A 15,292-nucleotide genomic window follows, 5' to 3' on the forward strand; every position below is an offset into this window, starting at 1 on the left:
GGCGATGGACCTTGCCACGGACGGCGGCTACACTTTCAGCCGCCGTCCCGTTTGCGGCAAGGAGGGGAGAGGGCCATGGGCGTCGCGTCCGTCAAGGAAGCAAGCGACGAAGACCTGGTCCGGCAGATCGCCAAAGGCGAACGCCGGGCGCTGGAAGCCCTCTATGCCCGCCATCACCGGCGTGTCTTCCATTTCATCCGCCGCTTCGAGGACAATACCGCCATGGCCGAAGACCTCGCCAACGATGTCTTCCTGGACGTCTGGACGCTGGCGGACCGCTTCGAGTTCCGGTCCCGGGTGACAAGCTGGCTGCTCGGCATAGCGCGCTACAAGGCGCTCAACGCGCGGCGCGCCCGCAAGAAGACGGTGGATCCGGACGAGGCGCTGGGTGGCCTCGCCGACGGGGCGGACACGCCCGAGATCACCGCGCAGAAGGTCTCCAAGGCCGAAGCGCTGAGAAACTGCATCGCCGCGCTGCCGGAGGAGCATCGCATCGTCATCGACCTGGTCTACTATCATGAGACCTCCGTCAGGGACGTTGCGGAAATCCTCCAGGTGCCGGAAAACACGGTCAAGACGCGCATGTTCAATGCCCGCAGGAAACTGTCGGCACTGATGCAGGCGGCCGGACTGGATCGGGGATGGCCATGACAAGGATCACGGACGAGGAACGGGCGGAACTGTCGCTGCTCCTGCCCTGGCATGCAGCCGGCACGCTCGAACCGGCAGAGGCCAGCAGGGTCGAAGCCGCGCTGAAGGCGGATTCCGGACTGGCGGCCGAATATGCCCTGGTCCTCGAGGATCGCGAGGCAACCCGCGAACTGGCCTCCGCCGAAGCGGTGCCGTCCTCCATGCAGGCGCGGTTCGATGCGGCGCTTTCCGCCAGGATCGCCGGCGATTCTCGCCGTGCGGCCCGGCAGGCCGCGATGGACGCCAAGGGTCCAGGCTTCTTCGCACGGTTGTTCGGCGGCCTGTTCGACAGTCCGCGCATGGCTTTCGCCGCGACCGCTGCCGTCCTGGTGATCCTCGTGCAGGGCGGAGCGATCCTTGCGCTGCTGGGCGACCGGGCGGGGCCGGAATACCGGACGGCGTCCGGCGAGACGGTTCCGGCGGACGGGCTCCAGGTCCTGTTGCGCTTTGCGCCCGGCCTTGCCATGGACGACGCCGCCGCCTGGCTGGAGGAGCGCGGCGCGCGGATTGTCGAAGGGCCACTGCCGGGTGGGTTGTTCCGCGTGGCATTTCCCGGCAGCGCCGCCGGGGATGCTTCGGAACTGGCCGAGCGCCTGACAACCGATGGTGCCGCGGTGGTCCTGGCCCTGCCGGCGGGATGATCCCTGCCAGCGCGGGACGACTTCCTGCTCCGGATGGTCTAGACTGACCGCAAACAGGGAAAGGGGGTGTGCCATGCTGCGTGGTCACCGTTCGATGGCGCTGTTCCTGGCCGCGTTTCTCGCCGCCTTGGCCGCGCCGCTTCCTTCAATGGCCAATGAGGGCGGGCGCCCGCGCTTCGTCGAACCGGCACCGACCCGGGCTGAAAGGCAGGGCGGACCGGGATTCCTCGACCGGCTGCTGTCGCGGGGAAGCCGCGAGGAAGCGGCCCGCCCGGCGCGCAACAGGCCTGCCGTCCGGCCCGCGCGCAAGAGCCCTGCCCCGCAGCCGGCGCGCCGCGTGCCGCGGCCGGTCTTCGTTCCCCGTGAAAGCGCACCAGGCGGGGCGCCACCCGACGGTGAAGCCCGTTTCGCGCCTGACCAGGTGATCGTGCGCTACCAGCTGAACGCGCCGCAGGCCCGGATGAATGCGCTGGTGGCGCGGCTGAACCTGCGCCACGAGGCTGCACGTACATTCCGCCTCGCCGGCATCACCGCGCATCGCTACACCATCGTTTCCGGGCAACCGGTCCGCGCGGTGATCGCCGCGCTGGAGGCCGACCCCGTCGTCGTCTATGCCCAGCCGAACTACCTTTATCGCCTGCAGCAGGCCCAGGCCCGGGCCGCCGCGCCGCAATATGCGCTGGCGCGCCTGGCGCTCGAACCGGTGCGCCGCGACCACGACGGCCGCGGCATCCGCATCGCCGTTCTCGACTCCCTGGTCGACCGCGACCATCCGGAACTGGCCGGCGCCGCACTGACCGTCGTGGACCTGACCGGCACGGGCGAGGCCGACGCTCATGGTACGTCGGTCGCCGGCATCCTGGCGGCGCGGGGGACGCTGGAGGGTGTGGCGCCGGCTTCCGACATCCTTGCCGTCGGCGTGTTCTGGAAGGATCGCGAAGGGCGCCCTGTCTCCGACAGCTGGACGATCGGCCGGGGGCTCGACGAGGCCGGGGCGCGCGACGCCTCGATCCTCAACCTTTCCTTTGCAGGCCCGCGCGATCCGTTGCTCGAAAATGGTCTCAAGGGGGCGGAACGACGTGGCATGGTGACCCTGGCGGCCGCGGGGAACGACGGGCCGGAAGCCGGGCCGCTCTTCCCCGCTGCCTATGAATCCGCCATCGCCGTGACCGCCATCGACGAGGCCGACCGCGTCTATGAACGCGCCAATCGCGGTGCCTATCTCGAACTTGCCGCACCGGGCGTCGATATCCTGGCGCTGGCACCGGGAAAACGCTTCGGGGTCGTTTCCGGCACATCGCTCGCCACCGCGCATGTGACGGGCCTTGCTGCTCTCCTGTTGCAGGCGCGGCCGGGTCTTTCCGCCGCGCATCTGCGCTCTATCCTCAGGGAAACGGCCAGCGATCTGGGCGCGCCCGGGCCGGATGCGGTTTTCGGGGCAGGCCGCCCCGATGCGGGCAGGGCGCTTGCGGCATTGTCACCGCATTAGGCGGTGGATGGTGGTGATTGGCCGTCACTGCCGTCTCCGTGCGCCGGGTTTTCCGTCATGCCGCACCGGCCATGCACGCATGGGCGCTGGAATCAGCCGGGCAGGCCGAGCATAGATGCATATTGCGGTGCAGCATACCTGTTTTTGCACTGCAAAATCAGCGACAGGAAACAAACGCCTTGCCCTCGGCACCTTTCGATGATTCGCTGGACCCAGACGACCGATTCGGGGAGGGAGCCATGCCGCGACTTTTCACCGCCCTCGAAATACCGCGCGATGCGGCCATGTCCGTGTCGCTCCTGCGCGGCGGATTGCCGGGCGCCCGCTGGATCGACGTGGAAAACTACCACATCACGCTGCGGTTCTTCGGCGATGTCGAGCACCATGTCGCCGACATGATCGTCAACGAGCTCGACCGCATCCACCGGCCGGCCTTCCAGCTTCAACTGGCCGGTGTGGGCGCCTTCGGTTCGAAGAAACCCCATTCCATCCATGTGAACGTCGCCGCGTCACCCGATCTGGCGGCCCTGCAGGCGGAGATCGAGCGGCGTTGCCAGCGCCTCGGCCTTCCGCCGGATGCGCGCAAGTTCGTGCCCCATGTCACGGTCGCCCGGCTGAAGAACGCCAAGCCCGGCGACGTCGCCGCATGGCTGTCGGCGCGTGGCAATTTCGCCGCCACGCCCTTCAAGGCGGGCCGTTTCGTCCTGATGTCGTCACGCGATTCGGTTGGCGGGGGTCCCTATGTCGTCGAGGAGGCCTGGCCGCTGACCGGCTCGGCATCGCACCCGCTGCGCCATTCCAACCTGTCGATGAGCATGGCCGCCTGGACAGGCCGCTGACGCCGGTCGTTGCGGCCCGCAAGCATGACGGGTCAGGCAATCGCAAACGGGACCGCGCCGGCATCGCGGGAAAGAAATACACGTGACGAATGAGGAGGTGAGCGCCATGGCAAGACCGCTTCTCGCGGACAGCGAGATCGACCTCGCCCTGATCGATCTGGAAGGGTGGCACCGGGAGGATGAAGGCAATGCGATCGTCAAGACGTTCCGTTTCGACGATTTCTCCGCCGCCTTCGGGTTCATGGCGCGTGCGGCGATGGCAGCCGAGAAACTCGATCACCATCCGGAATGGTCGAATGTCTACAACCGCGTGACGGTTCGCCTGACCACGCATGATTCAGGCGGAATCACCGAACTCGACATCATGCTCGCAACCCGGATGAACGCGTTCTGACGCCCCTGTCCGGCCGCCCGCGGCTTGCGCCGCATGGCCATGGTCCCCACATGAAGGACCTGGAGTCACGGGAGTGAGACCGATGGACGAAGCAAAGATCGGCGAGATCCTGGAGCCCGGCAGCGAACACCAGCAGAATCGCCGGGCCGAGCGCGTGCGCGCCCGTTTCTGGTCGACGGCGCGGCGCGCGGCACGCCAGATCCCCTTCATGGACGAGGTCGTTGCCGCCTATTTCTGCGCCATGGATCCGAAGACGCCGATGAAGGTGCGCGGCATCCTGCTCGGTGCGCTGGCCTATTTCGTCTTTCCCCTCGACACCGTGCCGGACCTGCTCGCCCTGATCGGTTTTTCCGATGATGTCGCGGTACTGACCGCGGCCTTCGCCATGGTTCGCTCGCATATCACGCCTGCCCATCGCGAAGCGGCGAAGCGGGCGTTGCGGGAACATCCCGACATCGAAGACGAGGCAAGGCAAGGCCGCGGCGAAAAGGGTATCGAGATCGACGCCTGAGCGTCCGCAGGCCGCTCAGCTGGCCGCCTCTTCCTCATCCAGCGCCTTGCGCAGCCGGTTGAAGGCCAGCCTGATCCGCGATTTCACCGTTCCCATCGGCAAGCCTTCGGCATCGGCGATCTGCGTATGCGTCATGCCCAGGAAGAAAGCCATCTGGATCAGCTTGCGCTGTTCGGGCGGAAGGACGGTCAGCACCGCGCGCACGCGGCCATCGCGTTCGGCGGCATCGAGCTGTTCGTCGGCCTGTTCAGGAGCTTCTGGGTGCAGGAGCGGGTCGTCGGGATCGATAAGGTGCGACCGGTCACGGCGAATCGCGTCGATGCGGCGGTTGCGCGCGATCCGGAAGAGCCAGGTCGAAAGCGAGGATTTGGTCGGGTCGAACAGGCCGGCCTTGTGCCAGAGCACAGCCATGACATCCTGGGCCATCTCTTCCGCCTGGGCGGCATCAAGTCCCAGTTTCTGAAGGTAAGCGTTGATACGCGGCGCGAAATGCCGGAAAAGGCGCGCGAACGCGTCCTTGTCCCGGTTTTCCGCAACCAGTCCGGCAAGCCGGGCAAATTCTTCTGCATCATTCACGGTTGCGCGACCGGTTCTTCCGTCTCTCTTGCAGACGGTTTCGACACGCGTCCGCCCTGCGACCAAACTAACCGCTTGGCCCGTCACGGCAAGACGCTATTTTGGTGAACAGGCCTTTCAAGGGCCGAAGCCTGCCGCGGAAGGACCCGGGCGTGCAAGCCAAACTCTTGCCTTTTTCTCGGGTTTCTTATGCTCCTGGCTGGACGCGGGAAGCGTGGGGGCCGGGCAGGGCAGTGGGTGTCGCCGCTTTTCGGTGACGATCGCACCGTTCTTTACATTTTGGTAACCCCGTTTCCTTCAAATTGCAGGCAAACAGAGCAGACATGCGTCCGCAGGTCAGCAACTGGGAAGAATGGAAATGGCGGCAATGCACGGATTGAAGACAACCCTGGCGACACTGACCCTCCTTGCAGCGGTGCTGCCGGCACAAGCGCAAAGCCCGGTCAAGCTGTCGCAGCATACCGCGTGGGGCACCTACGCCTATGACAGCAACCAGGGCAAGGTTTGCTACGTCCTGTCGGTACCGGAATCGAAGGAACCGTCCAGCCTCGATCATGGCGACATCTATTTCTTCGTTTCCATGAAACCGGGCGAGAACGTGGCCTACGAGCCGCAGTTCATCACCTCCTACGCGATGAAGGAGGGATCGAAGGTGCAGGTGACGATCGACGGCAAGGCCTTCACCATGTTCGTGCGCGGCAAATCCGGCTGGCTGGAGAATGCCGCGGAGGAACCGCAGCTCGTCGCCGCCATGAAGGCCGGCGCGAAGATGAAGGTGGATGCGGTGTCCGGGCGAGGCAACGACACCCATTACATGTTCTCGCTGTCCGGCATCACGGCGGCGCTGGAATCGATTTCGAGCTGCAAGTAACGAGACAATGCACGGCAATGGCGCAAGGCCGGGCATCCGCCCGGCCTTCGTGCGTGAGCATCCGGCAATTCTGGCCATGCGCCGCGCCCTGTGCTATGGCGCTCGCCAGACAAGACGGGCGCGGCCGACCTGACGCGACCCGCCTGCGCAGCAGGCCTTACAACGGATCCGGACCAAAATGACGCTGTCCATTGACCTGACCAGCCATGAATCGCGCGCCGCCCTGTCCGGGCGCGTGCGGGACAACGCCAAGCCGTCGCTTGTCGGCATGAGCCGCGACGCCATGGCCGAGGCGCTCAAGTCCATCGGCATTCCCGAGCGGCAGGTGCGCATGCGTGTCAGCCAGCTCTGGCACTGGCTCTATGTGCGCGGCGTGTCGGATTTCGCGCACATGTTCAACATTTCCAAGGACCTGCGCGCGAAGCTGGCGGACCATTTCGAAATCGGCCGGCCGGAGATCGTCGAGGAACAGATTTCCGCCGACGGAACGCGCAAATGGCTGCTGCGCTTCCCGCCGCGCGGCGCCGGCAGGCCAGTCGAGGTGGAAACCGTCTACATTCCGGAGGAAGGGCGCGGCACGCTGTGCATTTCCAGCCAGGTCGGCTGCACGCTGACCTGCTCCTTCTGCCATACCGGAACGCAAAAGCTGGTGCGCAACCTGACAGCCGGCGAGATCCTGTCGCAATTGCTGGTCGCGCGCGACCGGCTCGGCGACTTCCCCGGCCATGACACGCCGGAAGGCGCCATCGTGCCGGTCACCGAACGCAAGGTGACCAATATCGTCATGATGGGCATGGGCGAACCGCTGTACAATTTCGAGGAAGTGAAGACCGCGCTGCTGATCGCCTCCGACGGTGACGGCCTGTCGCTGTCGAAGCGGCGGATCACCCTGTCAACCTCGGGCGTGGTGCCGGAAATCTACCGCACCGGCGAGGAGATCGGCGTCATGCTCGCCATCTCGCTGCATGCCACGACCGACGAGTTGCGCGACGTGCTGGTGCCGATCAACAAGAAGTACCCGCTGGAAAAGCTCATGCAGGCCTGCCGCGACTATCCGGGCCTGTCGAATGCGCGCCGCATCACCTTCGAATATGTCATGCTCAAGGGCGTCAATGACAGTTTCGAGGATGCCAAGCGCCTCGTGCAGTTGCTCAAGGGCATCCCCGCGAAGATCAACCTGATCCCGTTCAATCCCTGGCCCGGTTCCAGCTATGCGTGCTCCGACTGGGAGCAGATCGAGAAGTTCGCCGACTTCATCAATGCCAACGGATATGCCTCGCCGATCCGCACGCCGCGCGGGCGCGATATCCTGGCGGCCTGCGGACAGCTGAAAAGCGAATCGGAGCGGTTGCGCAAGTCCGAACGCCTGGCGCTGGAAGCCATGATGATCGCCGGTCACGGCGAATAGGGACGGAATGTCCGACGTCGCCGCCTTCCTGTTGCGCCTTGCGGGCATGACGCTGTCCTTCATCATGGCGCTGGCGGCGGCCGGCTTCTTCTTCACGCTGGCGCTTTCGGGAATCCTCGATCCGGGCAGCAACGAGAGTTTTTCCGAGCACTGGCTCACCATCCTGCCGCTGGCGGTGATCGTCACGGCGACCGCGGGGTCGCTGGCCCTCGTTCCATTCTTCGCCATCGCGCTGGTCAGCGAATACTTCTCGCTGCGCGGCCTGGTCTTTCACCTGGTTGCGGGAACCGTCACCGGCGGTCTCGCCGTATGGATGTACACATTGCAGGCAGCCGATCCGACGACCAAGGCCTTCGCCGTCGGCGCGGCCTCCGGCACGGTCGGCGGCTTCGTCTACTGGCTGCTGGCGGGCCGCAGCGCGGGTCGCACGCTCCGGCGCATCGTCAACGGCCCGGCGTCATCAGGATCCTGAAGGCGAAGGCGGAAAAGACGCCGGCGAAAATCCAGTCGATCACCCGCGTGACCAGCGGCTTTCGCTTCAGGAAGTCGGCCATGGAATGGGCCGCGAGGATCATCGGCACGATGATCGGCAGCGAGATCACGTTGAACATCAGGCCAAGGAAGAAGAACTTGCCGATGGCGTGCGGATCGCTGGCGGAGACGAATTGCGGCAGGAAGGTCATGAAGAACAGGATGATCTTCGGGTTCAGCAGGTTGACCCCGAGTCCGGTCAGGAAATTGGCCTTCAGGGACCTGATGCGCGTGGGGCCGGCCTTCAGGTTGAGCGATGAACCGTTGCGGATCGCATCGAAGGCCAGCCAGGCGAGATAGCCCGCGCCGACGAGTTTCAGCGCGTTGAAGGCAACCGGCGCGGCGACGATGAGTGCCGACAGGCCGAGCGCCACCATCGCCGTGTGGACCACGATGCCGGTCAGGGCGCCGGACATGCAGGCAAGGCCCGCCGCCCGGCCTTGCGAAATCGCCCGCGACAGAAACAGCGACATGTCGGGGCCCGGCGTGATGGCGAGGACGATGCAGGCCACGGAGAATGTGGCGAGGACGGGGAGGGCGGGAATGAAATCCATGCTTGCACCTGGCAACGGATGAAATGGCGGCCGGACCGCTCTCCGGCCGCGTGGCGTCGCCAAGTCATGATCCAGGCGGGGCTTGCTTGGCAAGCCCCCGGAAATGGCGGAAGCGAAATCAGGCGGCCCTGGCTTCAGTCTCTCCCAGGGCCTTTGCCATGTCGAGGCGGCGCAGGACAGCGGCCAGCAGGTCGAGGTCCACGGGTCCCAGCGCCATGAGGCGAGCTTCCAGGTCGTCCCGGTGAACCCCTTCCTGCCGCAGTGCGGCTATCGCCTTCGTGATCGACGCTTCGCAATCATACCGCAACGCTACCGGTTTCGTGCCCATGCCGCCCCCTTGATGTCACTGTCCGGACCGGTTTTCAGACGACCGCCCCGCACGAGCGGCCTCTGCCCCGATTCGGGCGGAAGCATGACACGAAAGGCGCGCAGCGGCCATTCTCCCCAGGTTCCATGCCGGCCCGTACCTTCCTGCGCGCGCCATTTTCTCCGGCGCCGGACCGGCATTGCCCGCGGGGTCTTACGCGCCGCTGTTTTCTCGTCTAAAAGGCGCGCGAACGGTCCGGCAGGTCCGGGCAGGAAGCCAGGCAACACAACAGATCGAAGAAACCGGCGACATGGAAAAGTGGAAAGACGTCAAGAAAGTGGTTCTGGCCTATTCCGGCGGGCTTGATACCTCCATCATCCTGAAATGGCTGCAAACCGAAATCGGCGCGGAGGTGGTCACCTTCACCGCGGATCTCGGCCAGGGCGAGGAACTGGAGCCGGCACGCCGCAAGGCCGAGATGCTGGGCATCAAGGACATCTACATCGAGGACCTGCGCGAGGAATTCGTGCGCGACTTCGTCTTCCCGATGTTCCGCGCCAATGCGCAATATGAGGGCATCTACCTGCTGGGCACTTCGATTGCCCGGCCGCTGATCTCCAAGCGCCTCGTCGAGATCGCCGAGGAGACCGGCGCCGACGCCATCGCCCATGGCGCAACGGGCAAGGGCAACGACCAGGTCCGCTTCGAACTGTCCGCCTATGCGCTCAATCCCGATATCAAGGTGATCGCGCCGTGGCGCGACTGGTCGTTCAAGTCGCGCACCGATCTCATCAATTTCGCGCAGATGCACCAGATCCCGGTGCCCAAGGACAAGCATGGCGAGGCCCCGTTCTCGGTGGATGCCAACCTGCTGCACTCGTCTTCCGAGGGCAAGGTGCTGGAAGACCCTTGGGTCGAGGCACCGGAATATGTGCACATGCGCACCATCTCGCCGATGGACGCGCCCGACACGCCGACCGAGATCACCATCGACTTCAAGCGCGGCGACGCCGTTGCCCTGAACGGCGAGGCGATGAGCCCGGCCACGCTTCTGGCCGCGCTCAACGACCTTGCCCGCGACAACGGCATCGGCCGTATCGACCTGGTCGAGAACCGCTTCGTCGGCATGAAGTCGCGCGGTGTCTACGAGACGCCCGGCGGCACCATCCTGCTGGCCGCGCACCGGGCCATCGAATCGATCACGCTCGACCGCGGCGCCGCCCATCTCAAGGATGAGCTCATGCCGCGCTATGCCGAGTTGATCTACAACGGGTTCTGGTTCGCGCCGGAGCGCGAGATGCTGCAGGCGCTGATCGACAAGAGCCAGGAGGATGTGGAAGGCCAGGTCCGGCTCAAGCTCTACAAGGGCAATGTCATGGTCACCGGCCGCCGGTCGCCGAAGTCGCTCTACTCCGATGAACTGGTGACGTTCGAGGACGATCACGGCGCCTATGACCAGAAGGACGCCGCAGGCTTCATCCGCCTCAACGCGCTGCGCCTGCGCACGCTGGCCAAGCGCCGCCGCCAGGGCTGAAACCGCGAAAGAGGAACCGGGTCAGGAGATCTGTCATGTCGGAGCCGGTGAAAACCCGCCTCGTGCTGAGCTTTCCCGGCTTCGAGCCCGTCCCGGTCGAGGCGCATCGCCGCCGGTTCGAGCGCGAGGGGCAGAAGGCCGCCCCGCTGTATGGCGCGAAATTGCATGTCGGCGAGGCGCGGGTCGATCGGGGCCCGGTCGATACCGGCGTCTTCGACGTGGTGGCCGAGGGCGAGGGCTGGCGCACCGAAACGACGATGGTCGTCTACGGGCTGGCGGCGCTCAATTCCATGTATGACGAGCGGCCGTTTGTCGCGCGCATCCTCACCGGACTCCAGGGCTATGGCGACTTCATCCTGTCGGGCGCGTTCCTCCGCTATGGCCGGGTCGCCTGGCGCTACCTCGTCTTCGTGCTCTATCCGGTCATCCTTCTGGCCGTGGCCCTGCTGGCGGGAGCGGCCGTGGCCGGCCTTGCCGGTCTGGTCTGGCCCGGCATTCCATCCATTGCCGGCTGGCTCATCGTGCTGGCGCTGGTTGCCGCGGTGTTCTGGCGCGCGGGCAAGCGCCTGCACCTGATGCTGTTCATCGACGACTGGACCTTCTCGCGCGATTTCGTGCGCCAGCGGAACAGCGACGTGGAAGCCAAGCTCGCCCATGTCATGGCCGATGCGCGCAAGCGTGCCGCCGAGAGCCAGGCCGACGAGATCCTGGTCGCTGCGCACAGCTTCGGCGCGCCGAGCGCGGTCCTGACGCTGGCGGACCTGCTGCAGACCGTGCCGGAGGCGAAACGGGCCGGGCTGCTCACCTGCGGCTCCAGTCTCCTGAAGTTCGCCCTGCATCCGGCCGGCAAGCGCTTCCGCGACGCGGTCAGCGTCATTGTCGGCAACGATACGCGCTGGCTCGACGTCCAGTCGCTGACCGATCCGCTGCATTGTTACGGATCCGATCCGGCCCGCATGTTCTCGGACAAGGCGACCGAACGCCAGCGCACGTCCAGGGTCCGATTCCGCAGCCAGTTATCGCCGGAAACCTACAAGGCGATCCGCCGCGACATCTACCGGGTGCATCGCCAGTTCGTCTATGGCGTCGAGCGGCGCTCACCCTATTCGTTTCACATGATCACGGCAGGGCCCGTTCCCTTCGCCGATGTCGTTGCGCGCGGCGGGCTGCCGGAAAGCCTGGCCGGCGCCGGGGAGGGCAGCGCATGAGCTACTACATCCTGGGCCGCATCGTCTGGGGGATCCTGGGCGTTGGCTGGTATATCCTGCGCTATCCCCATGAGCGCCGGGTCAAGAAAATGAAGCTCTCGGTCGACCGGAAGCCCGGCGCCGAGCGGATGCGGCTCGCACTCTCGATCACGGGGATCGGCGTCATTCCCGCCATCTACGCGCTGACCGGCTTTCCAGCCTTTGCCGACCGGCCCGCATGGACCCTTGCCTTCTGGTCCGGCGTGATCGTCGCGGCGGCGGCGCTGGTGATGTTCCGGCTGACCCACAAGGCACTCGGCCGCATGTGGAGCGTGTCCCTGCAACTGAAGGAGGGCCACAAGCTGGTGACCAGTGGCGTCTATGCCCGGGTTCGCCATCCCATGTACACGGCCTTCTGGCTGATGGCGATAGCCCAGGCGTTGTTGCTGGCCAACTGGATAGCCGGCCTTTCCGGCATCGTCTGCTTCGGCTTTCTGTTCTTCACCCGCATCGGACCGGAAGAGCGCATGATGGAGGAAGCCTTCGGCGAGGAATGGCGCGCCTATGCGGCGCGGACGAAAAGGCTCGTTCCCGGCGTGTGGTAGACCGCGCCCGCTTTTTTGACGGGATCGCGCCACGACGCGGCTTTGCGGTCCTGACTCCCCCATATATCATGCTGTTCTAAATTGAATGGCCGGGGAGAGCGGTTACTGAACGCGCCGACACGCAATCGCGAAAAGGCCGGCTACCGGCCGCTTGAGGCCAACCGGACCTCGGCGCGGACCCGCGCCGTGTCCCTCGGGCTGCTCCTGCTGGCCCTTGCCATCGCGGCGGCCGGCGTTGCCGGCTGGTGGTGGATCAGCCGCGACAGGCAACCCGTTGTCCTGACAGTGGGTTCCGGCCCTTTCGGCTCGGATTCCGATGTCCTGATGCGCCATGTTGCCGATGTCGTCGCGCGGCACAGCCAGACCCTCCGGCTGGCCGTGCGGGCTACGCGCGATCCGTCGGAAAACATTGCGCGGCTCAACAACCGCCAGATCGACCTCGCGGTGATCCGTGCCGATACGCCGGTCGTCTCCGATGTGCGCATGATTGCCGGCCTGTTTCCCGACTATTTCCAGGTGGTGGTGCGCGCCGATGCGCCGGCGCGTTCGGTCGCCGATCTGCCGCGGCTGCGGATTGCCATCCCGCAGTTCGGCACCGACGCGTTCCGGTCCTTCTGGGTGCTGGCCGATCACTATGACCTGCCGGTCACCAACTACAACTGGCGCGCCGTCCCGTTCGAGGAAGCAAGCGCCGGCCTGCTGTCAGGGCGCTTCGACGCGCTTTTCACCGTCCGGTCGCTGCGTGACGAGACGCTGCTGCGCATGTTCGAGGATGCGCAGCTGAAGTCGCTGAAACTGCGCTACATTCCCATCGAGCAGGCTGCGGCCATCGCCTTGAAACGGCCATTCCTGAGGCCGGAGACGATGCCGGTGGGCGCCTTTACCGGTGCCCTGCCCGTGCCCGGCGGCCAGACGCCGACGGCGGCCGTCGAGCGCATCCTGGTCAGCCGCGCCGACATTCCGGCTCCCTCGATACGGGAATTGACATCGATCCTGTTCGAGCACCGCCTCGACCTGACGATCCGTTTCTCGCTGGCCTCCGCGATCAGCGAGCCGGATCTGTCACGCGGTCTCAACGTTCCGCTGCACGACGGCGCGGCGGCATTCTTCGACCGGGACAAGCCGAGTTTCATCCAGGAAAACGCCGAACCCATCGCGCTTGGCGTGACCTTGCTGGCCATGACGTTTTCGGGTCTGCTTGCGCTGCGCAGGCGGCTGGTCAGCCGCCAGAAGAACCGCGCCGACGTCTACAATTACCGATTGCTCGACCTGCACAACCGGGCCCGCCAGGCGCAAACCGCGGCCGAGATCGACCTTCTGCGCGGCGAACTCGACGTAATCCTGGAAACGGTGGTCGTGGCGCTGGACACCGACGAGGTGACCGACGAGGGCTTCCAGTCGTTCTTCCTGCTGTGGGAAGGCGTGCGGGCCACGCTGCGCGAACGCCGTTCGGAAACCGCGCCGCTCACGGGTTCGGCTGAACCGCGATCTTCAGCCTGAACACCGCATAGAGTGCGCAGGCCGACAGTCCCATCAGCGGAATGAGTGTCGCCATGGCTATGACAGGGTCGCCCATCAGCGCGCCGATGGAGCCCATCGCAAGGCCCATGCCCATCTGGAGGAAGCCCATCATGGCCGAGGCCGCGCCGGCCATGTGGTGGAACGGCTGCAGGCAAATCGTGGTCACGGCCGGCATGACGAACGCAATGCCGACGGCATAGAGGGAGACCGGGGCCATGACCTGCCAGAGGCCGGGCTCCACGACATGCATGGCAAGCTGGCCCAGTCCGCCCAGCGCGACAAGAACCAGACCCGGAACGACGAGGCGCTCGGCTGAAATCCTTTCCAACAGGGCACGCACGACCAGTGCGCCGGCAAAGAAACTCCCAGATTGGAGGATCATGGAAAGGCCGAATTCGGCCGGGGTCAGGCCGACGCGTTCCATCAGGATGAAGGGCAGGAACGTGGCCTGCGCATAGAGCGCGCCGGTGGTGAAGGCCAGGACCAGCGCCGTGGTCATGAAATGGGCGTTTGTCACCAGGTGAAGATAGGCGGTAGCCAGCGCGCGGGGGCGGAGCCGGCTCATGTCCGGGACCACGGTCTCGCGCATGGAAAAGACGGCCGCGCAGAACACGCCCACGCCCAGAAGGGCCATGAGCAGGAAGATCGCGTGCCAACCTGCGACCTGCATGGTGATACCGCCGATGGTCGGCGCAATGGCAGGGCCAAGCGCCAGCATGATCCCGATCAGGTTCATGATCCGCGACGACTGCTCATGGTCGAACAGGTCGCGCACCATGGCGCGGGCGATGGCGACGCCCGCCGATGCGCCCACACCCTGCAGGAAGCGCGCGGCCAGCAGCGTCTCGATCCCGGGCGCCGACAGTGCCAGAAGGCTGGCGGCAACATAGATGCCCATGAAGATCATCATCACGGGCCGCCGCCCGAGCGCATCCGACAGGGGGCCTCCGGCAAGCTGGGCGAAGGCGAAGCCCGCGAAATAGAGCGCCAGCGTCATCTTCACGGCCGATTCCGTGGTGCCGAAGGCCTGCACGATCTCGGTCATGGCCGGCGTGTAAAGGGCCATGGACACAGGCCCGACGACGACGAACAGGGCGCCGAGAAGCGAGACCCTGCGTTCGCTCATGATCGGGCGGAAGCCCGCGCCAGCTGGTGAAGCGTCATGCCGCATCGCTGGCCTCCGTGACCTTTTCACTGAGATTGGAACGGATCCGCTTCAGCGCGGCCTTGAGCTGCTCCCATTCCTCATCGTCGAAACCGGCGCTGGCCTGGGCCCGGATCGCCCGCCCCGTGGCGCCGATCGCTTCCAGAACGGCATCGGCGGCCGGCTGCAGCGTGACGATCTTGGCGCGCCTGTCCGACGGGTCGGCCTGCCGCGCGATCAGGCCCTTGCCTTCGAGGCCGTCGAGATGACCGGACAGGGTCATGGCCTCCACGCCGATCTGTTCGGCAAGCCGTGTCTGGCGCACCGGCCCCGTGCGCGCCGCGAAGGCCAGCACACGCGCTTCGCCCGGCGTCACGCCGATGCCCGATTGGGCATGGGCCCGGTCCATGGAGGCGCGGATCAGCCGCGAAATGTCATTGAGCAGGAAGCCCAGGGCGTCTGGATCGATCGCCGCCATCAAACACTCCGA

The 15,292-nt window shown here is 65.8% G+C and carries 18 protein-coding genes; 13 read left to right on the top strand and 5 right to left on the bottom strand.

Annotated elements, in window-relative coordinates:
- Positions 1-75 precede the first annotated feature (75 nt).
- The 6 genes from ACLB6G_RS02830 to ACLB6G_RS02855 all read left to right on the top strand — a co-directional run bounded on the left by ACLB6G_RS02830 (position 76) and on the right by ACLB6G_RS02855 (position 4,564).
- Positions 76-651, top strand: coding sequence for a sigma-70 family RNA polymerase sigma factor (locus ACLB6G_RS02830; protein ID WP_410354590.1), 576 nt, complete (start codon positions 76-78; stop codon positions 649-651).
- A complete protein-coding gene (locus ACLB6G_RS02835; RefSeq protein ID WP_410354591.1) occupies positions 648-1,331 on the top strand; it encodes a hypothetical protein in 684 nt (227 codons plus the stop codon). The genes ACLB6G_RS02830 and ACLB6G_RS02835 overlap by 4 nt, the downstream gene beginning before the upstream one ends.
- Before the next feature lie 73 nt (positions 1,332-1,404).
- Entirely contained in the window at positions 1,405-2,820 is a 1,416-nt protein-coding gene (locus tag ACLB6G_RS02840; protein WP_410354592.1) for a S8 family serine peptidase, read from the top strand.
- Positions 2,821-3,059: 239 nt separating this feature from the next.
- Complete coding sequence (thpR, locus tag ACLB6G_RS02845) at positions 3,060-3,659, top strand: RNA 2',3'-cyclic phosphodiesterase (protein WP_410354593.1); 600 nt, start codon at positions 3,060-3,062, stop codon at positions 3,657-3,659.
- Between the two features lie 106 nt (positions 3,660-3,765).
- The gene (locus ACLB6G_RS02850; RefSeq protein ID WP_410354594.1) at positions 3,766-4,053 is read left to right on the top strand and encodes a 4a-hydroxytetrahydrobiopterin dehydratase; all 288 of its coding nucleotides are present in this window, start codon (positions 3,766-3,768) and stop codon (positions 4,051-4,053) included.
- A gap of 82 nt (positions 4,054-4,135) precedes the next feature.
- Positions 4,136-4,564, top strand: coding sequence for a YkvA family protein (locus ACLB6G_RS02855; protein WP_410354595.1), 429 nt, complete (start codon positions 4,136-4,138; stop codon positions 4,562-4,564).
- 15 nt (positions 4,565-4,579) lie between these two features.
- Here ACLB6G_RS02855 and ACLB6G_RS02860 read toward each other — a convergent pair whose 3' ends face one another.
- Positions 4,580-5,140, bottom strand: coding sequence for a sigma-70 family RNA polymerase sigma factor (locus ACLB6G_RS02860; RefSeq protein WP_410354596.1), 561 nt, complete (start codon positions 5,138-5,140; stop codon positions 4,580-4,582).
- A 367-nt stretch (positions 5,141-5,507) separates the two neighbouring features.
- On the opposite strand from ACLB6G_RS02860, the gene ACLB6G_RS02865 reads away from it, so the two are divergent.
- The 3 genes from ACLB6G_RS02865 to ACLB6G_RS02875 all read left to right on the top strand — a co-directional run bounded on the left by ACLB6G_RS02865 (position 5,508) and on the right by ACLB6G_RS02875 (position 7,891).
- Complete coding sequence (locus tag ACLB6G_RS02865; protein ID WP_410355157.1) at positions 5,508-6,011, top strand: invasion associated locus B family protein; 504 nt, start codon at positions 5,508-5,510, stop codon at positions 6,009-6,011.
- Between the two features lie 178 nt (positions 6,012-6,189).
- Entirely contained in the window at positions 6,190-7,419 is a 1,230-nt protein-coding gene (gene rlmN, locus ACLB6G_RS02870) for a 23S rRNA (adenine(2503)-C(2))-methyltransferase RlmN (protein WP_410354597.1), read from the top strand.
- Positions 7,420-7,426: 7 nt separating this feature from the next.
- Entirely contained in the window at positions 7,427-7,891 is a 465-nt protein-coding gene (locus ACLB6G_RS02875) for a hypothetical protein (protein ID WP_410354598.1), read from the top strand.
- On the opposite strand, the gene ACLB6G_RS02880 is transcribed toward ACLB6G_RS02875, so the two are convergent.
- Both ACLB6G_RS02880 and ACLB6G_RS02885 read right to left on the bottom strand, forming a co-directional pair.
- Complete coding sequence (locus ACLB6G_RS02880) at positions 7,863-8,504, bottom strand: LysE family translocator (RefSeq protein WP_410354599.1); 642 nt, start codon at positions 8,502-8,504, stop codon at positions 7,863-7,865. The two genes, ACLB6G_RS02875 and ACLB6G_RS02880, sit on opposite strands and share 29 nt — an antisense overlap.
- Before the next feature lie 118 nt (positions 8,505-8,622).
- Positions 8,623-8,832 carry a hypothetical protein gene (locus ACLB6G_RS02885; RefSeq protein WP_410354600.1) on the bottom strand — a complete coding sequence of 70 codons (210 nt, stop codon included), beginning with the start codon at positions 8,830-8,832 and terminating at the stop codon, positions 8,623-8,625.
- A gap of 289 nt (positions 8,833-9,121) precedes the next feature.
- On the opposite strand from ACLB6G_RS02885, the gene ACLB6G_RS02890 reads away from it, so the two are divergent.
- The 4 genes from ACLB6G_RS02890 (at position 9,122) to ACLB6G_RS02905 (ending at position 13,637) form a co-directional block, all read left to right on the top strand.
- Complete coding sequence (locus ACLB6G_RS02890; protein ID WP_410354601.1) at positions 9,122-10,345, top strand: argininosuccinate synthase; 1,224 nt, start codon at positions 9,122-9,124, stop codon at positions 10,343-10,345.
- A 35-nt stretch (positions 10,346-10,380) separates the two neighbouring features.
- Entirely contained in the window at positions 10,381-11,553 is a 1,173-nt protein-coding gene (locus ACLB6G_RS02895) for a hypothetical protein (protein WP_410354602.1), read from the top strand.
- Positions 11,550-12,137: a protein-S-isoprenylcysteine O-methyltransferase gene (locus ACLB6G_RS02900; protein ID WP_410354603.1), complete on the top strand. Its 588-nt coding sequence runs from the start codon at positions 11,550-11,552 to the stop codon at positions 12,135-12,137. Before ACLB6G_RS02895 ends, ACLB6G_RS02900 begins: the two co-directional genes overlap by 4 nt.
- 186 nt (positions 12,138-12,323) lie before the next feature.
- Positions 12,324-13,637 carry a TAXI family TRAP transporter solute-binding subunit gene (locus ACLB6G_RS02905; RefSeq protein ID WP_410354604.1) on the top strand — a complete coding sequence of 438 codons (1,314 nt, stop codon included), beginning with the start codon at positions 12,324-12,326 and terminating at the stop codon, positions 13,635-13,637.
- Here ACLB6G_RS02905 and ACLB6G_RS02910 read toward each other — a convergent pair.
- A complete protein-coding gene (locus ACLB6G_RS02910; RefSeq protein ID WP_410354605.1) occupies positions 13,603-14,784 on the bottom strand; it encodes a multidrug effflux MFS transporter in 1,182 nt (393 codons plus the stop codon). The genes ACLB6G_RS02905 and ACLB6G_RS02910 overlap by 35 nt on opposite strands.
- A 34-nt stretch (positions 14,785-14,818) precedes the next feature.
- Complete coding sequence (locus ACLB6G_RS02915; protein ID WP_410354606.1) at positions 14,819-15,280, bottom strand: MarR family winged helix-turn-helix transcriptional regulator; 462 nt, start codon at positions 15,278-15,280, stop codon at positions 14,819-14,821.
- Between the last annotated feature and the right edge of the window lie 12 nt (positions 15,281-15,292).

It is taken from the genome of Zhengella sedimenti (assembly GCF_046506625.1).
Classification (GTDB): domain Bacteria; phylum Pseudomonadota; class Alphaproteobacteria; order Rhizobiales; family Rhizobiaceae; genus Zhengella; species Zhengella sedimenti.